Below are 19,761 nucleotides of genomic sequence, written 5' to 3' on the forward strand. Positions count from 1 at the left end.
GGGATTGATGGATGACGGATGCTGCCGCCATGGCCTGCGAGCCGCTGCGCCTGAATTTCCCCCAAGACTTTCTGCCCGACCGCGCTCTGCTTGCCCGCCTGCTGGACTTCGCCGCCAAGGGTGGCGTCGGCGACAAGCTAGCGATCAGTGACGCCACGGGGATTCCGACTGGCAAGAGCACCGGGAAGGTGGAGCCGATGATCCACTATGCCCGGGGAATGGGCTTGGTCACCGGCGAGTCCGAGCGGGGTATTTGGCGCTTACGGGCTACGGGGCTCGGGGAGCGTGTCGTCAGCGAAGACCCCTTTCTGGGCGAAGCGGTGACGCAGTGGGTTTGCCACCTGTTGCTGTGTCGTCGCAGCGGTCCGGAAGAGCCGGCGCGCGGTCTCGCCGACGCTTGGTTCCTGCTGTTCGCCGAGGGCGCGGCGCGGCTTGGCAGCCGTTTCAGTCGAGATGCTTTCGAGCGCGCGCTGCGCGATCGCCACGGCGAGGCGAGCTACCTACGTGCCCTCTCCGGGTTGGTCCCTCGTGCTTATTTGGAGCCTGGATGTTTCGGGGAGCTTGAGGTGCTGCGCCGTGTCGGTAGCGGCAGCGACGAGCTCTATGAGCGGATACCCGCGTCAGCGGGTCGCCCCCTGTTTCCGGCATTCACAGTCGCGCTCTTTCTCGCCTGGGAAAGGCTGTTTCCGGCCCAGCAGCAGGTGCCGCTGCAAGGACTGCTCGACGGCTCGCGCCTGCTTGGGGTGCTGCATTGGCGCCGTCGCGATGCCGAGCCCTGGATCAGTTGGATGTGCGATCGCCGCCTGATCCGGCTGGACCAGCTCACTGGTGACACGGTTGCGCAGCGTCTCGTCCCGACACAGGCGGTGGTGCAGGGGCTCTACGACGAGCTGGTTTAGGGCTGCATTCGTCTGAGGCATCCGCATTGGTGCCACCCCAAAGGAAAAGAATCAAAGGAGGTGCGGTCGTGAAAATCGGAGAGGTCGTTCGGTTTCAAGAGGAGCGTTTCTTCAATGGCGCCGTCCAGCTCGGTTGGGTACGGCAGCAGCCTCAGCTGGCGCAGGAGGTGGCACGGGCCTTCGTCTTTCACGGACCTCGCTATCATGGCGCCGATGACGTCGGCGGCGAAGATCTCGAATCCAGCTATCGGTTGGTCGATACCGCGAGCTTCCTGCTCAAGCTGCTGCGTGCTCGCGACCAGGCCCGCAGCGGCGCGGAAATCAATCCTTTTTGGCTTGCCATCGCCGGCTATGGCTCGGGTAAGTCACATCTTTCTGTCACCCTGACCGAGCTGCTGTCGGATCCCGCTGGCGCGACTGCGGAGACCGTGATCCAGCAGCTGGATCATGCCGACGCGGCCATTGCCGCCGAGACGCGGGAATTGCTGGCTGCCCAGGAGAAGCCGATGCTGGTGCTGCCGGTGGACGGCTCCGCCGGCAGCTTCCACCTGGGCTCGGTATTGAGTCGAACCGTATTTGCGCAGTTGGCGCGCGCCGGTGTGGATGCTGATGCCGTGCGCGCCTTGTCGCCGCGCTTCGAGACGGCATCGGAATTCGTCGAGCGAAACTACGCCCTGCGCGCAGAGTCGTTCGCCCGTCAGCTCCCCGGTCGCGATGCCGAGTCGATCTGCGCCGCCCTCGCCGAGCAGGACGAGGATGCTTTCGATGCAGTGAGCGCGGTCTATCTGGAGGCGAATGGTCATCCAATCCCCATCGAAGGGCAGGAGTCTGCTCAGGCCCTTTTGGAGACCTTAGCTGCTCAGTATTGCGGAGACCAAGGGCCGTTCTCCCATGTGCTGGTCTTGTTCGATGAGCTGGGGCTCTATCTGGAGCACGCCGCGGAGCATCCCGAGCGTGCCGGTGCGCGCGCCCTCCAAGAGATCTTTCAGGGGATTCAGGACAACCGCTCGCGTATCCATTTCCTCGGCTTCATCCAGTACGAGCTGAAGGCCTATCTGCAGCGCTTCGGCGGTGCGGATCTTCGCCATCTGCAGCGCTATCTCACGCGCTTCGACGGCGCCGACAAGGCCTATCTCTCGACCAACCTGGAGACTCTGTTCGCGCATCTGATCCATAAGGATGAGGCTGCCCTGAATAGGCTCTGGGCTCAGGCCGATGCGGAGCATGCCGCCTTTACGACCTGGCAGCGCCTGTCGCTCGCGCTTCCCGGGCTCGCCGAGGTGTCGCCGTGGCGGGAGCAGGCCGCGTTCGGTCAGGTAATCGCCCGGGGCTGCTGGCCGTTGCACCCGATGGCGGTGTGGCTGCTGACGCGGCAGGGCGATCTCATCCAGCAGCGCTCGGCGCTCGCCTTCGTGAAGCAGGCAACCACGGAACTGGCTGGCGCAGAAGCGGTTCAGGACGGGCAGCTTCGGCAGGTCAGTGCCGCCGAGCTGTTGCATGACTACATGCTCGAGCAGTTTGCGGCCAGCGACCGCCTGCCGGGCGGAGTGGTCGAGATCTTGATGCACCTGCTGGACAAACATGGCGCGCGACTGGATCGACCAATGCGGCTCGTCATGACCGCTGTGGCGGTGCTCGACAAGCTGCGTGCCGAGAGGCAGGCGCGAGAAAACGCGGATGCACTCCTCTGCGAGGCCACGGCGCTGCCTCACGTGGTTGTGGAGCAGGCCGTGGATGCCCTGGTCAACATGGGCGTGCTGGACTGGAACGAGGATCTGGCTCAGTACGAGCTGCTGAGCGACGGCGCTAGTCGCGGACAGTTTCAGCAGTGGCTGCGGGCGCAGGCGGCTCAGCTGACTCGCTCCGAGGTGCGCAATGTCTTCGTGCGACGCGGCATCGTCGACTGCAATTTGATGCATCCGGTGCGAACGGATTTCGGTCCCTTAAATGAGATCAAGACGCCGGATTGGCGGTTTGATGCGATAGCTGCGCAGATCGATACCGTCGATCAATCGATCGCGCAGGCATTCCAAGACTGGCGACAGGCGCGGCTGCCGGATGCCGCCAAGGGGCGGCTGATCTATCTGTTCCTCGATGAGGAAGCTGATCCTAGCGATGCCGACGAGCGTGTCATCAAGGCCCTGGCGCGTGAGCTGAACAAGTATGCCGTGCAGTCGGCGCCGATCTGGGTGGTGGCTGTCACCGATTCCCACGGCAGCATTGGCGGGGCTTTGGCGCGGCTCACGGTGCTCGACGAGCAAGCGAGTGCTGCGGATAAGGACCGTTTTCGTCGCTTCATCGATGACGAGCGCGGGAGGATCGTGGAGCGCTTGCGGTCGGCAACCGATGATGCGGTGAGGCAGCGGCGCTATTGGGTTGCAGGCTTTGCCGATCCGCCGATGCTCCCACTGCGTAAGAGTGCACTTGCAATCTTCGAGCGTGTCTATCCTAACGCGCTGCCGTTCCCGTTCGATGGCTTCTCCACCTCGAGCGGTAACGGGCCGCGAGATCTATCGGCCATCGCCAAGAGCCTGATGATGGGCGAGATCAATCAGGCTTGGATTTCGACCCAGCCTGCCGCTCGGCGCAATCGAATCGATGAGGTCCTCATTGGCAGCTGGAAGGCTTTGGACGCGACCGGTACGCCGTGTGTGCCATGCGCGCAGGCGTTGGGGGCCATTTATCAAACCCTGGAAGCAGCGCACAAGGCAGATTCGGGTCGGGCGCTGGCGGTATCCTTCAACGAGCTGATCGCACCGCCTTATGGTATGAGCGCGGCATCTGCAACCCTGATGCTGGGCTTGCTGATCGGCTTGCCGAGTCCCCAGCGGGGGCTATTGCTCGACAGTACACCGGTGAATGCGGCCGACTGGGTGAGTTCTGCCTTCCCGCGTGCCAAAGCGAAGCACTATCTCGACGAGGCCGTGCTAGCGCGCACGCGATTGCAGCTTTTCGATGAGGATGCCGAAAGTCGGTGGCGTCGTTTCCTCGACGACTGGGAGTCGGAGCAGCGGATTGACCGTATCGCCATGCTTGGGATGCAGGCTCAAGAACGTCTGCAGAATGATCCGATTCCGCCTTCCTTGGCCGAACGACTGGCGCGACTTAAGGTCGAGGCCGAGGGCGCCAATGCGCGCTTTCTGGAAATGACCGTGCGTTTGCAAAAATTGCAGCGTGAAGCCGAGCAGGCGGTGACGCGCGAGAGTGTGCACCACTGCCTGAAGTGGGGCCATGAGCTGCGTAAGACCCGAAACGAGCTCTCGGAGGGAAACCGCTGGCCTGAGACGATGGCGCAAGAATGCGACGATACCTTGCGGATGATTGGCGAGGTGATTCAAGCGTACATCACAGACTGGATACCTCGCCAAACGGCACGCACTGTTGCTCAGGCGAGCGATTTCCGTCATCGCACCGAGGCGGAGGTGCGTTGGCTAGAAGAGCTGGGTTACCGTGCTGAGGCAAAGGCCTTGGGGCAGCAGGCGGCAAGCGTCTTACACCGTCTGAGCGAACTGGAGAAGCATGCCTTGACGTTGGCGCTGGCGGGGGATTATCCCCGCCAGCCTTTGCCGCGTGGTAACGAGCCGGTGCTCGCTCTGCGTGAAGACGCGAAGCATGGGAAGGATATTGCCGAGAATCTTGCCAAGATTCAGAGTCTGACCGAAGGTGAGCGGCAGGCCCATATTGCGGCGATCGAACGGCGCGTGGCTCAGGTGCAGGAAGTCATCGCACAGCAAGAGAAGCGTTTGACGGATTTTTCGTCCATCCAAATCTCGAGTGAGGAAGAGCTGCGCGAAGCTATTGCTACCGTCGAGCAGCTGCGTGCGATCTTCTCGGGCGATCGCAATGAGGACTACATCAACGAGCTTGCGCGCCATCTGCGTCGCATCAGCGAGGACCTGGAGGCCTGGGAGCACGACGACTTATCCCCAGAACGCCTTGCGGTCGTTTTGGAGGATCGGGTCGGCCATCAAGTGTCTGCTTTTGAGGCATGGGTCGACGCGGATGACGAGTTGGATTCGCCCCCCTGGGAGCTGCGTAGCCTCTATCAAAGTCTGGCAGCCGAGCGAGTTGCGTTCGCGCGGCGGCGCTCGGGCGAGTGGATGCGGCCTTGGTTGGGTACCGAGGGGGAGGCCCCGACGCTGAATCTGGAGAGGGCGCGTCGGTTGTTGTCGGAGCTAAATGCGGTGCCTCGGTTTCTGAGCGAGGTCGATGCTAACGCGCTCTCACTCATTCGTGATGCGCTCGAGAAGCGCGTCGCTGTTTTGGAAGAAGAGGCGCAGCGACGGCAAATCTCGGCTTGGCGTTCAGGCTTTCCTGATCTTGCTGGGATTGAGGCGCTGGGGAAGAGGCGGATCACAGAGCTGTTGACGGCATTGCGAGAGCCGCCGGCCCCCCTGGCCGAAGACGATCTTTCGTGGCGGGAGCAGATGACCGAGGTGCTGACCGCGCAGCTCGATAGGCTGAGTCTCGATGCGCTCTTAGAGCGCATCACGCGGTTGTCTCCCGATATGCGCCGTCAGCTTCTCGAACGGCTAGATGCCTTGGTCAGAAACGCGAGCACCGGGTAGTGGCGACGGCGCCAATTATGGTGCCATGACGGCGGTATCTGCTGGGTGCAATCGTGTCGTGCTCCCAGCACGAGCCTTGATGATCGACAAACAGGTTTCGCCGCGGGGATCTGAAGCGGCATATACACGAGATTCGCTATCCTGTTGGGTCTCCAGGATTCGATAAGTCAACATTATCTGTCAGACGCAGAAGATGTGTCTCATATCAAAGTGGTCAGCTGCAAAGGATTCTCGATGAAGTTGGTTCCGAGAAAAGTCGTCGCAGGCCAATCCTATGTGCTTGTTGACACTCTATCTCTGCTTGATTCGGAGAGTGCAAGGCGCGTGGCCCGAGCCGAACAGTTGGCAAATGTAAATCGTCACTGTGAATTCAATCTTGTTCGCTTTGACGATGAGGTATCCCGTGTTGCGCTGCTGAGTTATCCGGAACTCGCCGAGGATCCCTTTCCGGCTCTGCGCGAGAGCTGGCTCGTCGACCTCGAACTCGAGACAGTCAGCTATCGAAGCTATAGCGATTCGCTCAATCCGCCGATCCTGCATCGCAAGGAGCTGCTGTTTGCCGACGATGATCCGCGCCGTGCTAAGTACGCAGCCCTGACGTCTGCTTGCGAGGTTGTGGGTCTGTTCGATGATCCTCGGCGGATTGGTTATCGCCGCCAATGGCTCGCCCTGATCCGTGAACGAGGTTATCGGCTCGAGGGGCACGCCTTAGTGCCCCTTGGAAATGAGGAATCCGACGTTGACTTGGAGGTATCGACAGAGGGGCGGGCGCCCTGGCTGACTGGCTGGGAGGCCTCTCGTCACCTCACCGCTCTGGTTCGCTATGGCTTTTCGGCTCCCATTCAGTCCCTGGCTCGCCATGGCTTCCTCGACGGGCGCCATCGGCTGTTCGATTATGGCTGTGGTCGCGGCGATGACGTGCGCGGTCTGGTTGAGAACGGTCTGAGTGCGGCTGGCTGGGATCCCTACTATGCGCCGGACAATCCGATCGCATCTGCCGATCTGGTCAATCTCGGCTTCGTCATCAACGTCATCGAAGATTTCGACGAGCGGTTGGAGGCACTGACTCGCGCCTGGTCCCTGGCCGAGCGTCTGCTAGTGGTCTCGGTGATGCTATCGAATCAGAACGATCCGCGCGGTGAGCGCTTTCGTGATGGCGTTATGACTCAGCGTGGTACTTTTCAAAAGTATTACACCCAGGCCGAGATCAAGGCCTTTCTCGAGCAGGTGCTCGACGAGGAGGCGATCCCGGTCGCGCCGGGTGTGCTCTATGTCTTCCGCGACAAGGATGCCGAGCAGCGCTTTCTCGTCGACCGCTACCGCAGCCGGCGCAACCGCTTGCGCGATCCGACTGTACGGCCACCTGATCGGGTGCGCGCACGGCGTGATCGTGCAGCCGAGAAATATGCAGCTTATCAGGTTCCGCTGGAGCGCCTCTGGGAGCAATGCATAACGCTTGGGCGCTGGCCGGACAAGTCCGAGGTTGAGGATCTGATCGTACTGACCGAGGGCTTTGGCTCACTGCCCAAGGCGCTGCGTTTCTTGGAGGCGCGTCATGAGACCGAGGCGCTCGAGCAGGCCGCTGCGTCCCGGACCGCTGACCTTGAAGTCTACTTTGCCCTCCAGCAGTTCGAGCGGCGCAAGCCCTACAGTCATCTCGAGCGCGGTCTGCAGCGCGACATCAAGACCTTCTTCGGTGACTATGCCACGGCCAAGACCCAGGCTACTGAGCAGCTCTTTCGCATCGCCGATATCGGTGCCATTGAGGACGCCTGCCGCGCCGCTGCTGAGCATGGTCTCGGCTGGCTGGAGCCTGGCCAGTCACTCCAGCTGCATGTCAGCCTGGTCGAGCAGCTCCCGCCGCTGTTACGAATCTATGTTGGCTGTGCCGCTGTGCTCTATGGTGACTATCGTCATGCTGATCTGGTGAAGATTCACATCGCCTCGGGCAAAGTCAGCCTGATGCGCTATGACGACTTCCAGGGCCAACCACTGCCGCGCTTGATCGAGCGGGTCAAGATCAAGTTGCGGGATCTGGACATCGAGTATTTCGCCTATGGGGAGGACTACGAGCCGCCGTTCCTCTTCTATAAGTCGCGCACCATCAATGAGGAGTTTCCGAACTACCCCGAGCAGCTTGCCTTCGAGCAGGCCCTCGAGGATCTGGGCTTGTTCGATCTCACCGGCTATGGTCCGCTACCTGCCCTGTTTCAGGAGACTCTGGCTCGACACCGCTGGACGATCGTGGGCTTCGAGCTGGTCCGCGCCCAAACAATCCCCGAGCTGGATGATCCGTGCGGACGCTTCCTCAGCTTCCGTCAGCTCATCGAGTGCGGTGAGACCCAGGCGAGTACTGGGCTAGCCAATCTCCCCAAGCAGCTCGAGAGTTACAACGCCCTCCAAGAGCTGGCCGAGCAGGTGCTCGACCCCGTCATCGACTACTTTGGCATGATCCATCTCACCTATGGCTTCTGCTCGCCGGAGCTGGCGAAGGCGATCCCCGGGCGCATCGATTCCAAACGCGACCAGCATGCTGCACACGAGCGTAACCGGCTGAACGATCCGCTGTGTGTACGTTTGGGCGCGGCGGCGGATTTCTTGGTCGAGGATGAGAGCATGCTAGAGGTGGCGCAATGGATCGTCGCCAACACGCCCTTCGATCGGCTCTACATCTATGGCGACGATCTGCCGATCCATGTCAGCTATGGACCAAACCAGGATCGCCAGATCGTTCGGATGGTCCCGAGTAAGAGTGGACGGCTGGTGCCGCGAGTGATTGCGCCGGAGGTTTTCTTGGAGATGTCTCCTAGCGATTTTGCCTGAGTCACTCAAGCGCATTCGTGATTAGTGTTGGCAATGGGCGTGCGAACTCTTTGAGGCTTCCCCTCCAGCCCATCGCCCCCTGCTTGGTTTTCCTCCTGCTGTCACCATCCCTGTAGCAACGGTTGCATCCCGCCGTTGGCGGGGAGGTCACGGGGTGTCGTGTGGCTGGAGCCAGCAGGGAGCTGTCATGGAGGTCAAGCGAGGTCTTATGAGCGAAGACAGCAACGAAGCGGATCGTCTGGCCGCGCTCGCGCGCTATGGTCTGCTCGATACTCCGTCCGAGGAGGGGTTCGATCGGCTGACGCGGGTCGCGGCCTTTCTGTTCTCGGCGCCGATCGCGCTGATCTCGCTGGTGGATCGGGATCGACAGTGGTTCAAGTCGGCCTGTGGGCTGGCCGGGCGCGAGACCCCGCGTGAATGGGCCTTCTGCGCCCATGCCATCCGGGGCACCGAGGTGATGGTGGTGGCCGATGCCACGCGTGACCCACGTTTTCGCGACAATCCGCTGGTGACGGGGCCGCCGCACATCCGTTTCTATGCCGGGGCGCCACTGCTCACCGGCGATGGCTTCGCGCTCGGGACCCTGTGTGTGATCGATGCCACGCCTCGTCCCGGGATGTCCGGCGCGCATCAGCTGATCCTGCGTGATCTCGCCTCGGTGGTCATGGATCTGCTGGAGTTGCGTCGGATGCGGGGCGACGTCCATTGATGGTTTTGGCCTGAGGTCGGCATGGACGGGAGCGGGCGCGGCGATGGTGCGATGTCGGGACGAGCCGAGGGGGCGGGGCCGACCGAGGTCGATGGCGGCCGTGCGGACTGGCGTCTGTTTGGCGGGGCCGATGTCGTTGTCTTGCGGGGTTATCTGATCTCCGGTCTCGTGGTGCTGGCGTTGCTGCAGACGGCGGCATTCTGGACGGTGTCGCTGGAGCTGCGTCAGCTCGAGGATGCCAGCCGGGTGGTCAACCTCTCAGGGCGCCAACGCATGCTGGTGACCCGGGTGGATGCCTTGATGACGCGGTTGGTGCTGCTCGACGACCCGCACCAGAGGCGGCAATTGCACGCTCTGCTCGGTGTCGATCTGGACCAGCTCGAACGTGTCCACCATGGCCTGTTGGCGGGTGCCGCCGAGCTACGCCTCGATCCGGTCGAGAGCCGTGCGGTACATGCCATCTATGCCGATTCGCCCTATCGGCTCGATGAGGCGATGGGGCGTTATCTCACCCGGGTCAGGGCGCTGTTGGCCGAGGGGGGCGAGGAGATCGCTGCGGCGCTGCCGGGGCTGTGGGCGCAGCGCGACGAGGTGGTGCGTGGGCTCGAGGTGCTGACCAAGCAGTTCGAACGCGAGGCGGCGATCGAGGTGCGCGTGCTCGAGTGGGTCGTTGCGTTGTTGGTCGCCGCGTTGTTGCTGTGCCTGGTGGGGGTCTGGTATTTCAGTTTCCGTCCGCTGGAGCGGCGCATCATGCGCGAGCGCGAGCTGTTGCGCGGGGTCACCGAGCAGGTCGCCGATGGTATCGTCACCGTTGATGGGGCGGGCCGGGTCCGCTCGGCAAATCCGGCCGCGGCCGCGCTCTTCGGCTGCACCCCGGATGCACTGCTCGGGCAGGCGCTGCAGACGCTGATCCCGGGGGCGCCGATCGATGGCGTGGCGAGGTGCTATGAGATCGAGGGGCGGCGTGGCGATGGTTCGACTCTCCCGCTCGAGGTCTCGGTTAGTGCGATGCACGCCGCTGGGCTGCGGCTGTCGATCTGCGTGGTGCGCGATGTCTCGGCGCGCCAGCGCGCCGCGCAGGCGTTGCGTCTGGAGCGGGCGCGGCTCGAGACCTTTGTGCGCCATACCCCAGCGGCGGTGGCGATGTTCGATGACGAGATGCGTTATCTGCTCTGCAGCGAGCGCTGGCGCATCGACTACGGGCTCGGCGATCGGCCGCTGCTGGGGGTGAGTCACTACCAGATCTTCCCCGAGATCCCGGCACGGTGGCGGGCCATCCATCAGCGCTGTCTGACCGGCCAGGTCGAGCGTTGCGAGGAAGACCCCTTCACCCGCGCCGATGGCTCGATCGACTGGGTGCGCTGGGAGATTCACCCCTGGTTCGATGGGGAGCGGGTCGGTGGGATCATCATGTTCACCGAGGTGATCACCCAGCGCAAACGGGCCGAGGCCGCACTCAACCTGCGTGATCGCGCGATCGAGGCGGCCAGCTGCGGCATCCTCATTGCCGATGCCGTTGATGCCGACAATCCGCTGATCTATGTCAACCCCGAGTTCGAGCGGATCAGTGGTTATCGCGCCAGCGAGGTGATCGGTCGCAACTGTCGATTGCTGCAGGCCGGTGATTGCGATCAACCCGGGGTGCGGGTGTTGCGCGCGGCCTTGGCCGAGCAGCGTGCGGCAACGGTGCTGCTGCGCAACTATCGTAAGGACGGCAGCCTATTCTGGAATCAGACCTCGATCGCCCCGGTCTTCGACACGGGTGGGGCGTTGACCCATTTCGTCGGCATCATCACCGATGTCACCGAGCGTATCCGCGCCGAGGAGGCGCTGCGCGAGAGCCGCGAGCGTTATCGCTCGCTCTATAACGACACCCCGGTGATGCTCAGCTCGATCGATGCCGAGGGGGCGCTGGTGGCCGTCAGCGACTATTGGCTGCGCAAGCTCGGCTATACCCGTGAGGCGGTCGTGGGGCGAGCCTTGGTGACGTTTCTGACCGAGGCCTCCGCTCATGTCCACACCCAACAGGTGTTGCCGATGCTGCTGCGCCAGGGGCGTTGTGAGGAGGTGTCCTATACGCTGAGGTGCGCGGATGGGGCGACCATGGAGGTCGAGCTCTCGGCGATCGCCGATGTTGATGCCGACGGGCGCTTGATCCGCGCCCTGGCGGTGATGAACGACGTCACCGACAAGAAGCGTACCGAGGAAGAGCTGCGCCAGGCCCAGAAGCTCGAGGCGGTCGGCCAGCTCACCGGGGGGATTGCACACGACTTCAACAACCTGCTGGCGGTGGTGATGGGTAATCTGCAACTGCTCGAGCGCAGGGTCGAGGGACCGGCACGGGCACTTGCCAATGTACGCAATGCCCTTGAGGCCAGCGCCAGGGGCGTGGAACTCACCCGGCGGCTGCTCGCCTTTGCACGGCGTCAGCCGCTCACGCCCCAGCGCATCGACGTCAATGCCCTGATCTCGGGGATGCGCGATCTACTGCAACGCACCCTGAGTTCGCAGATCGAGATCGAGCTGCGCCTGTGTGAGTCGGTCGCGCCGGTGATGGTCGATCCCACCCAACTCGAATCGGCGCTGCTCAACTTGGCGATCAACGCCCGCGATGCCATGCCCGAGGGCGGTCGCCTGCTGATCGAGTCGGCCGATGTCGTGCTCGATGCGACGGATGCCGCCGCCCATCCCCAGCTTGCTGCCGGCGCCTTCGTGATGATCCGCGTGACCGATACCGGGGTCGGCATCCCGTACGAACTCCAGGGGCGCATCTTCGAGCCCTTCTTCACCACCAAGGCCGCCGGTCATGGCACGGGGTTGGGGCTGAGTATGCTCTATGGCTTCGTGCGCCAGTCGATGGGGGCGCTGCGGGTCGACAGCGAACCGGGCCAGGGTGCCGCGTTCGAGCTCTATCTGCCCCAGGCGCAGACCGCCGGCGGGGGCGCCGCCGCGCCCCATACCACGGAGGTATCCGCGGTCGTCAGGCGGGGGCAGGGTGAGTGCATTCTGCTCGTCGAGGACGATGCCCTGGTCCGTGAGACCAGCCGCATGCGACTCGAGACGCTCGGTTATCGGGTGATCGAGGCCGAGGATGGTGAACAGGCCTTGGCTCGGCTACGCGAGCGCCCGGAGATCACGCTGCTGTTCTCCGATGTGGTGATGCCCGGTGGTTTCTCCGGCCCGGAACTGGCTGCACGGGCGCGGGTGTTGCGCCCGGGGCTGCCGGTGCTGCTGACCTCGGGGTATCCGCGTGATCATCTGGCCGGTGCGCTGGAGACGGAGGCCTTCATCCCCAAACCGTGCTCCGAGCACGCCCTTGCCGAGGCCCTCAGCGGCCTGCTCGTCGAGGTCGGGGGCGATGGCGCGATCCAACCGATCAACGCAGTGAAGGATGGTGCTCGATGACGCACAACCAACGACTCCTGGTCGTCGACGACTCACCCGGTGTCTGCGATCTCATCCGCGATGTCGCCGAGGACCTCGGCTACGAGGTCCAGACCGTCATGGCGCGTGATGACTTCGAGGCGGTGTTCACGGCCGTCGATCCGACCCTCATCACCCTCGACCTGCAGCTTACCGGTGGCGATGGCATCGAGGTGCTGCGCTATCTCGCCGACTACGGCTCGACCGCCTCGATCATCGTCATCAGCGGCTTCGATACCCGGGTGGTCAGCTCGGCGTTGCGTATCGGCCAGACGCACGGGTTGCGGATGCTGGGCTCGTTGCGCAAGCCGTTCTCGGTGCAGGATCTCGAGAGGTTGCTCTTGCCCAGCGGTCAGCGTGCCTTCGAGCCGGTCGCGGCGGATCTGCGTACCGCCCTCGAGCAGGGGGAGATCGTGCCCTTCTTCCAGCCCAAGGCCTGTTTGGTCCATCCCGGTGGTCCGGCAATCTGTGAGACCGAGGCGCTGGCACGCTGGCAGCACCCCGAGCATGGCTTGATCTCGCCGGCGCAGTTCGTTCCGCTGGCCGAGTCGACCGGGCTGATCCTGCCGCTGACCTGGGGCATGGCCGAGCAGTGCGCGCGTCAGCTCGCCCAGTGGCGCGCCCAGGGGATGTCGCTGTCGGTGGCGATCAACATCGCGCCGGCGGTGGTCCAGGACCTCGACTATCCCGATCATCTCGCCGCCTTGGTGACCCGCGCCGGCGCCCAACCCGACTGGTTCACCCTGGAGATCACCGAATCCGGGGCGATGCGTGACTCGGAGCGGGCCATGGACATCCTCACGCGGTTGCGGCTTAAGGGCTTCAACCTCTCCTGTGACGATTTCGGCACCGGTTACTCCTCGCTGGTACAGCTCTATCGCATGCCCTTTTGCGAGCTTAAGATCGACCGCTCCTTTGTGGCCGACTGCATCGAGCAGGCCGAGGCACGAGTGATCATCCGCGCCTGTATCGAGCTGGGTCACAGCCTCGGTCTGACGGTCTGTGCCGAGGGTGTGGAGACCCAGGACGTCTTCGACTTCCTGCGTATCCAGGGGTGCGATTCCATCCAGGGCTATCACGTCGGCTATCCGGTGCCGGCCGCTGACCTCCCCGAGCTGGTGCGCGTGGCCTCGCTCCAGTTGCTCGAGATCGCCGCGCCTTAGTCGGACCAGGTGGGGCTGCGGGCCGAGCGCGGGGGGGCGCGACTCATGCCGCGGTGATGTGCCGGGGGATGGACTCAGGTCGAGAGGCGCGGGCTGGCGCCGAAACGTCGGCTCAGTGCCTCGACCACACGCTCTAGCGCCATCGCCCGCGAGCCCTTGATGAGCACTGTGGTCGTCGGGCTGAGGCCTGCGGCGATCCGTGACGACAGCGCCGGGTGCCAACTCGGGTGGTACGTGACGCCGGGGGTGGGGGCGGGCGTGGCGGTGGCGGCGAAGCCGGGGCCGATGAGGATACAGCGCTCGGCGCTGGTGGCGGCGAGGGCGGCGATCTCGCGATGCGCGGTGGCCGTGCGCGCGCCCAGTTCGTGCATGTCACCGAGCACGGCCAGGCGCGGTGCCGGATAGGTGCGTAACAGTGCGAGCGCCGCGCGCATCGAGTCGGGGTTGGCGTTGTAGCTGTCGTCGATCAGGGTCGGGCGCGTGGGGTCGGTTGCGAACAGCAGCCGACTGCGTCCGGGGAGTGGCTGGGCGGTGCTGAGCGCGGCGCGGATCCGGGGTTCGGCGATCCCGAAGCGTCGCGCGATTGCGATCGCTGCTGCGGCATTGAGCTGGTTGTGCACGCCGGGCAGCGCTGCTGCGACCAGCCCCGGCGCGGGAGCGAAGCGCGCGATCCGGGCATGGGTCGACGGTGGTTCGATCGCCAGCCAAGGGGGGGCCGGGAGCAGCGCCAGGGCGTCCGGGGCGAGCTGGTCGAGCAGCGCGAATTCCTCGCGCGCGACCCCGGCCAGATCGCCGAAGAAGGCCAGGTGTTCTTCGCCGATGTTGGTGATTACCGCGATATCGGGTTGGGCGAGCGCGCCGAGCGCGGCGACCTCGCCGGGGTGGTTGGTACCGATTTCGCAGGCGACGAAGTCGTCCTCGGGCCGTGCCGCGAGCAGGGTCAGTGGTACCCCGAGATGATTGTTGAAGCTGCGTGGGCTCTGGGTGCCGCGCAATCCACAGGTGCTCAGCACCTGGTGGATCAGGTGGCGGGTGGTGCTCTTGCCGTTCGAGCCGGAGACACTGATCACCCGGCACCCGGCGGCGCGCAGCCGCGCGCGGTGCGCCACGGCGAGGCGGTGCAGGGCGGTGAGGGTGGAGTCGACCGCGAGCAGCGCCAACCCGGGCGGCGGATCGGGTGGGGCGCGTTCGACGATGGCGAGCGCGGCCCCGGCGTGCGCGGCTTGATCGAGGAAATCGTGGCCATCGTATCTTGCCCCAGTGATGGCGATGAAGACCTCGCCCGGGCGCAGCCGCCGTCCATCGATCCCAAACCCGGCGAGAGGTCGCTCGGTCACCGCTGGACCGGTCCAATACCCCCCGACCACCTTGGCCAGAGGCCCCGGGCCCCAGTCGGGCATGGCGGTGGTCAGCGTGGCTCGGTCGGGCACCACTGGCCCTCGGGTGTGCGGCGGGCGATCTCGCCGTTCGGGTCGATGGCGAACAGGTGCAACCAGCCGTGCTCGACGAGTTCACCGACTAGATCGTGATGATCGATCACCGCGTCGATCTCATCCTGTGGCGCCTCGATGAATACGCTCAAGCGGATCGGCTCGTGGATCCAGCGTCGGCCGTCGTGCAACGACTGCAGCGGCAGCCCTACGCGCAGATCGCCGCCGTTGCCCTCGAGCACGCCGATGGCCCCGCCGACGACGTTGTGCAGCACCTTGTTGCCACTGCCGAAACGGCGATTGTCGACGCAGGAGGCGTAGTACTGGAGGTTGATCCAGGTGGCGACCACCAGCGGCGCGGTCATGATCAGCTCTAGGGTCGCGAAGTCGTGATCGTCGCGCCAGTCGTAGTCGTGGAGGAAGGCGCGGCCGCCGAGGTCGAGACCCTGGGTGCGCGCGCGGGGCGCGGCGACGAAGCTGGCGTTGCCGGCCAGCCCCCACTCCGGGCGCACCTGTGACCAATCGCGGGCGCGGTGCTCGATCCGCCTGGTCAGCGCCCGCCCCTCGCGTCCGCCGAGTCCGAGCAGTGTGGCGCGCTGTAGCCGGGTCAGTTCGCCGGCCTGATCGAGCCGACTGCCGAGTTCGGCCAGCTCCTCGGCAGAGTCGGCGGGGAGGCGCTGGTGGTCGAACAGTCGGATGCGGTCGGTGGTGGTGTCGTGGAGTGCGGGTAGGAACCAGGTGTCCTGCGGGATCACGATCCCGCGCTCGGCGAGTCCTGCGCGGACCTCCGGGGCGTTGAGCAGCGCCGCGACCACGCGGGCGTTGGTCTCGCCGCTCTGGCCGCCGCAGGCGCCGCAGTCGAGTCCGGTGGCATGCGGATTGTTGACGCTGTTGCTGCCGTGTCCGACCAGCAGCACCAGCCGGGCGAAGCCGGTGGTCAGCGACATGCCGCGGAGGATGCCCTCGGCGAGCGCGATGCGTTCGGCCTCGGGGATGCCGAGTGCGTGCTCGGCATGATGGTGGCCACAGGGCGCGAGGCTGGGGGCGATGCGTGCGGCCTGCTCGGGGTCGAGCCTGGGGTCGTCCGGGGCCGGCACCGGGCGGCTCCAGCCGAGGCTGTCGCCGATGAGCTTGGGCGCGTAGAGCCAGAGGCCGGCGGCCTCGACGAAGGAGAAGCACGAGGCCGCGCCCATCTTGAAGGTCTTCCATGCCTTGCCGATGCCGAGCCGCCGGTGCTGGGCGGTCAGCGCCTCGGCCTGCTCCTCGGGTTCGGCCTCGTGCAGCTCGGAGCAGACCCGATAGCGCGGCGCGAGTAGTACCGGGAGCTGCGGGCGTGCTCGATCGGCGCCGAACGGTTGGTGGGCGATGGGGGCGCCGAAGAAACCGGCAAAGCCGAGGGTCTGGACCTGGGGGCAGATGGTCTCCAGCGCGCGGCGGATCACCTCGGAGCGCACGTCGATGCAGAAGGCGGCCTGGAGCGGGGGGCGGGTGGTGGGTGCGCTGTGGCGGCGTGCGCGCAGTCGCGCGATCAGACTGCGTTGATAGGCCAGCTCCTGGGCGCACAGCAGCACCCGGTCGATGGCGTCCTCGGGGTCGGAGGCGGCCGGGTCGCGGGCGCGTCGTTCGAGGGCGGCGCAGAGCGCGTGCCAGCGCGTGGTGAGGCCGGGGTTGGCCTTGTGCTCGTAGACCAGGACCTCCCAGGCCAGACGGATGGCGAGCAGCGCCTCGATGTGGTCGTCGCTGCCGCCCTCGAGCTCGGCCTCCCAGCGCAGCAGCCGGGTCCAGGCCGCCCAGCCGCCGACATCGAGCAGCGCGGCGTGGAGATAGTCGACCCAGGCCGGCTGAGGGATGCCGAGCCGGCCCAGGGCCGCGCCGATACAGGCGCGCGGCGCCTCGGGCAGGGCGCGCACCCGGGCGCGGATGCCGCCTTGGCCCATCATATCGGCGCTGTAGTCGAGCGCGGCGAAGGCGCGCCAGGCATCGTAGAGGCGCATCCCCGACCAGGGGTGATCCCAGGTCGCCTGGCCCATGTCGAAGTAGGCCGCGCAGTGATGGCTGATACGATCGATCACGAACCCCGACCAGTCGTCGGCGTCGAGTTCGTCGACCAGCGCGGTGATCAACGGTACCCCGGGGTCGGCGCTGCGTTCCCGGGTGAGCGCCGCCCGTAGCTGCTTGGGGGTGAGCGTGCTGTCGCAGCGTGCGGCGGCCTCGACGAGGTCCCGTTCGCCGATCTCGCCGCGCTCGAGCCGCTCGCGGAAGTAGCCGCGCGGCATGTACATCCGCACCCCAGCGATGCGTCGCAGCAGATCCCCGGCGTGGTCGAAGTCGAGCGCGCGCAGCCCGTGGAAGGGGTTGACCGCGACGAAACGGTCGAGCGGCCAGAGCGGGGCGATGCGCGCGCAGGCCGTCTCGATCGCCTCGATCAGGTCGTGCTCGCCGGGACGTGGCGTCTCGGCATCGAGTGGCAGTTGGCCGGCCATACGTGGCTCCGGGGTGTGCAGGTCATTGGGCTTCATCGGAGATCCCTCCATCAGGCCGTGACGGTCGCCGGACGCGGCGGCCACAGTCGGGTGATCAGCCGGGTCACCAGGATGTCGACGTAGAGTCCGTTGTAGAGATGGACCTGGATCGCTTGACGCAGCGGTCCGTGCAGCCGGGTGAACAGATGCTGGAGCAGCAGCAGGCCGACGAAGACGGCGACGATCGCCAGCGCGGTGAGGGTGCCGAGCCGCGCGGCGGCGACCGGCAGCGCCACCAGGTCGTCGGCGACGGCCAGCTCGAACAGTCGGTGCAGACCGAAGTAACCGACGCAGACCAGGGCACCGATCAGGGTCGCGCGCGGCAGCAGCGCCGCCTCGGCGCCGAGGCGCAGCGCCTGCAGCAGCAGTTGGGCGACGGCGACGGTGACGATCGCCCCGGCGACGAGCAGCGCCGGTTGGTGGCCTGGATCGATGCCGAAGGCCAGCGCGGCGAGCAGCGCCATCAGCAGCGCCCCCTGGAAGGCGACCAGCCACTGCCAGGGCGCGAGCGGGGCCTGGGCGAGCTGCGGCGTGGGGGCGCGGAAGCCGTCGACGCTGCTGCCCGAGGCGAGGAAGGCGTGCGCCTTGTAGAGCGAGTGGGCGACCAGGTGCAGCAGCGCCAGGCTGTAGAGCCCGAGCCCGGCCTCGAGCAGCATGAAACCCATCTGCGCCGAGGTCGACCAGGCCAGCGAGACCTTGATGCTGGTCTGGGTGAGCATCACCAGCGAGGCGACCACCAGGGTGACGAGCCCGATCAGCGCGAGGGCGTCGAGCGCCGCGCCCGAGAAGGACATGATCGGGCTCATGCGGATCACCAGGAAGGCGCCGGCATTGACGATCCCGGCGTGGAGCAGCGCCGAGACCGGGGTCGGCGCCTCCATCACCTGCAACAACCAGCCGTGGAAGGGGAACTGGGCGCACTTGAGCACCGCGCTCAGCACCACCAGCCAGGCCGCCCACTGCAAGGGCGCCGATAGCGGTCCGAGATGCCCGGCCATGGCCGCGTGCAGCCCGGCGAACTCCAGGGTGTGCAGCTCGGTGCCGATCAGCACCACCGCGATCAACAGGCTGACATCGCCGATGCGGCTGAACACGAACTTCTTGTGCGCGGCGAGCTGCGCGCCGGGACGCTCCGGGTAGAACAGCAGCAGGCGGTGCAGGCTCAGGCTGGTGGCGATCCAGGCGAGCGCGAACAGCAGCAGGTTGCCGGCGACGATCAGGGTGAGGATCGCCGCCAGGGTCAGCAGCAACCACTGGTGAAAGCGCCCCTCACCAGGGTCGCCGGCCATGTAGTTACGCGCATAGCGGGTGACCACGGCGCCGACCAGCGACACCAGACAGAGCATGATCGCGGTCACCCCATCGAGATAGACCCCGAGCCCGAGGCTGCCGAACAGCGGTACCGGCAGTGACAACAGGGTGATCGACTGCGCCGGGCCGAAGCCGTGCCCGATGAGCGCGACCAGCGCCAGCGCGAAGGCCGTCCAGGCCGCCAGCCCGGAGAGCCTAGCCATCCCCGGCCCGGCCTCCCGCGCGCGCAGGCCGGGCAGCGCCCCGGCGGCCCAGAGCACGACAGGCGCGAGCAGGGCGGCGAGGGTAGAGAGCGTGAGCGTCATACGAGTCCTCCCGCGACGGTCAGTCCATGGATCATGACAACAGCGTAGGCCGATCAGATCCCCGTGAAGAAATCGATATTTATGCCGATTTATATCGATTTTTTTCGATGAGTTAGTGTTTGCGCTGAGCGATCGACAGGGAAATGAACCGCGATGACACGAAGGGTGGGCAACGATCGTAGGGTGGGCAAAGTGCAGCGTGACCACCGTGGGCCATCCGCCAGAAGATCGAACCGCGATGACGCGAAGGACGCGAAGGGATTTCGTGAGGTGGACAAAGGCGCCGTTGTTTCAGGATAGCCTCGTAGGTTGGGTTGCCGACGGCAACCCAACACCGGCGCCGTTGCCCGATGATGACCCGCCGATGCCGGGTGACAGGTCCACGGGCATTCCCAGCTCGTCGACTGAGCGGTGCGCGGACGGGACGTCGAGCCCGGGTTGATCGCGATCTCTTCGGATCGAATCCCCCCAACCCCCTTTGACCAAAGGGGGCTTTCAAGGCTCGCGTGTCTTTGGCGTCAAGACGGTTCAAGTCAGCTTCCTGCCGCCAGTCGGAAGCCTCGTAGGTTGGGTTGCCGACGGCAACCCAACACCGGCGCCGTTGCCCG

Annotated in this window: 9 protein-coding genes; 6 read left to right on the plus strand and 3 right to left on the minus strand. The window is 65.4% G+C overall.

Annotated features, from left to right (window positions below; translation table 11 throughout):
• Nucleotides 1-11: 11 nt before the first annotated feature.
• The 6 genes from HF203_RS09535 (at nucleotide 12) to HF203_RS09560 (ending at nucleotide 13,585) form a co-directional block, all read left to right on the plus strand.
• Nucleotides 12-899, plus strand: a complete 888-nt coding sequence (locus HF203_RS09535) for a hypothetical protein (RefSeq protein WP_168669042.1) — start codon at nucleotides 12-14, stop codon at nucleotides 897-899.
• A 68-nt stretch (nucleotides 900-967) separates the two neighbouring features.
• Nucleotides 968-5,467 (plus strand): coiled-coil domain-containing protein, encoded by a 4,500-nt coding sequence (locus tag HF203_RS09540; protein ID WP_168669044.1) that lies wholly within the window; start codon nucleotides 968-970, stop codon nucleotides 5,465-5,467.
• A gap of 234 nt (nucleotides 5,468-5,701) precedes the next feature.
• Nucleotides 5,702-8,290 (plus strand): DNA phosphorothioation-associated putative methyltransferase, encoded by a 2,589-nt coding sequence (locus tag HF203_RS09545; RefSeq protein WP_168669046.1) that lies wholly within the window; start codon nucleotides 5,702-5,704, stop codon nucleotides 8,288-8,290.
• A gap of 208 nt (nucleotides 8,291-8,498) precedes the next feature.
• Complete coding sequence (locus HF203_RS16265) at nucleotides 8,499-8,999, plus strand: GAF domain-containing protein (RefSeq protein ID WP_281349813.1); 501 nt, start codon at nucleotides 8,499-8,501, stop codon at nucleotides 8,997-8,999.
• A gap of 51 nt (nucleotides 9,000-9,050) precedes the next feature.
• Nucleotides 9,051-12,404, plus strand: a complete 3,354-nt coding sequence (locus HF203_RS09555) for a PAS domain S-box protein (protein WP_168669050.1) — start codon at nucleotides 9,051-9,053, stop codon at nucleotides 12,402-12,404.
• A complete protein-coding gene (locus tag HF203_RS09560) occupies nucleotides 12,401-13,585 on the plus strand; it encodes an EAL domain-containing response regulator (RefSeq protein ID WP_168669052.1) in 1,185 nt (394 codons plus the stop codon). The genes HF203_RS09555 and HF203_RS09560 overlap by 4 nt, the downstream gene beginning before the upstream one ends.
• A gap of 74 nt (nucleotides 13,586-13,659) precedes the next feature.
• Here HF203_RS09560 and HF203_RS09565 read toward each other — a convergent pair whose 3' ends face one another.
• The 3 genes from HF203_RS09565 to HF203_RS09575 all read right to left on the minus strand — a co-directional run bounded on the left by HF203_RS09565 (nucleotide 13,660) and on the right by HF203_RS09575 (nucleotide 19,153).
• Entirely contained in the window at nucleotides 13,660-14,922 is a 1,263-nt protein-coding gene (locus HF203_RS09565) for a Mur ligase family protein (RefSeq protein ID WP_168669054.1), read from the minus strand.
• 71 nt (nucleotides 14,923-14,993) lie between these two features.
• Nucleotides 14,994-17,534: a YbcC family protein gene (locus tag HF203_RS09570; protein ID WP_168669056.1), complete on the minus strand. Its 2,541-nt coding sequence runs from the start codon at nucleotides 17,532-17,534 to the stop codon at nucleotides 14,994-14,996.
• 14 nt (nucleotides 17,535-17,548) lie between these two features.
• Nucleotides 17,549-19,153 (minus strand): NADH-quinone oxidoreductase subunit L, encoded by a 1,605-nt coding sequence (locus HF203_RS09575; protein ID WP_168669058.1) that lies wholly within the window; start codon nucleotides 19,151-19,153, stop codon nucleotides 17,549-17,551.
• Between the last annotated feature and the right edge of the window lie 608 nt (nucleotides 19,154-19,761).

It is taken from the genome of Marichromatium bheemlicum, from assembly GCF_012276755.1.
GTDB classification, from domain to species: domain Bacteria; phylum Pseudomonadota; class Gammaproteobacteria; order Chromatiales; family Chromatiaceae; genus Marichromatium; species Marichromatium bheemlicum.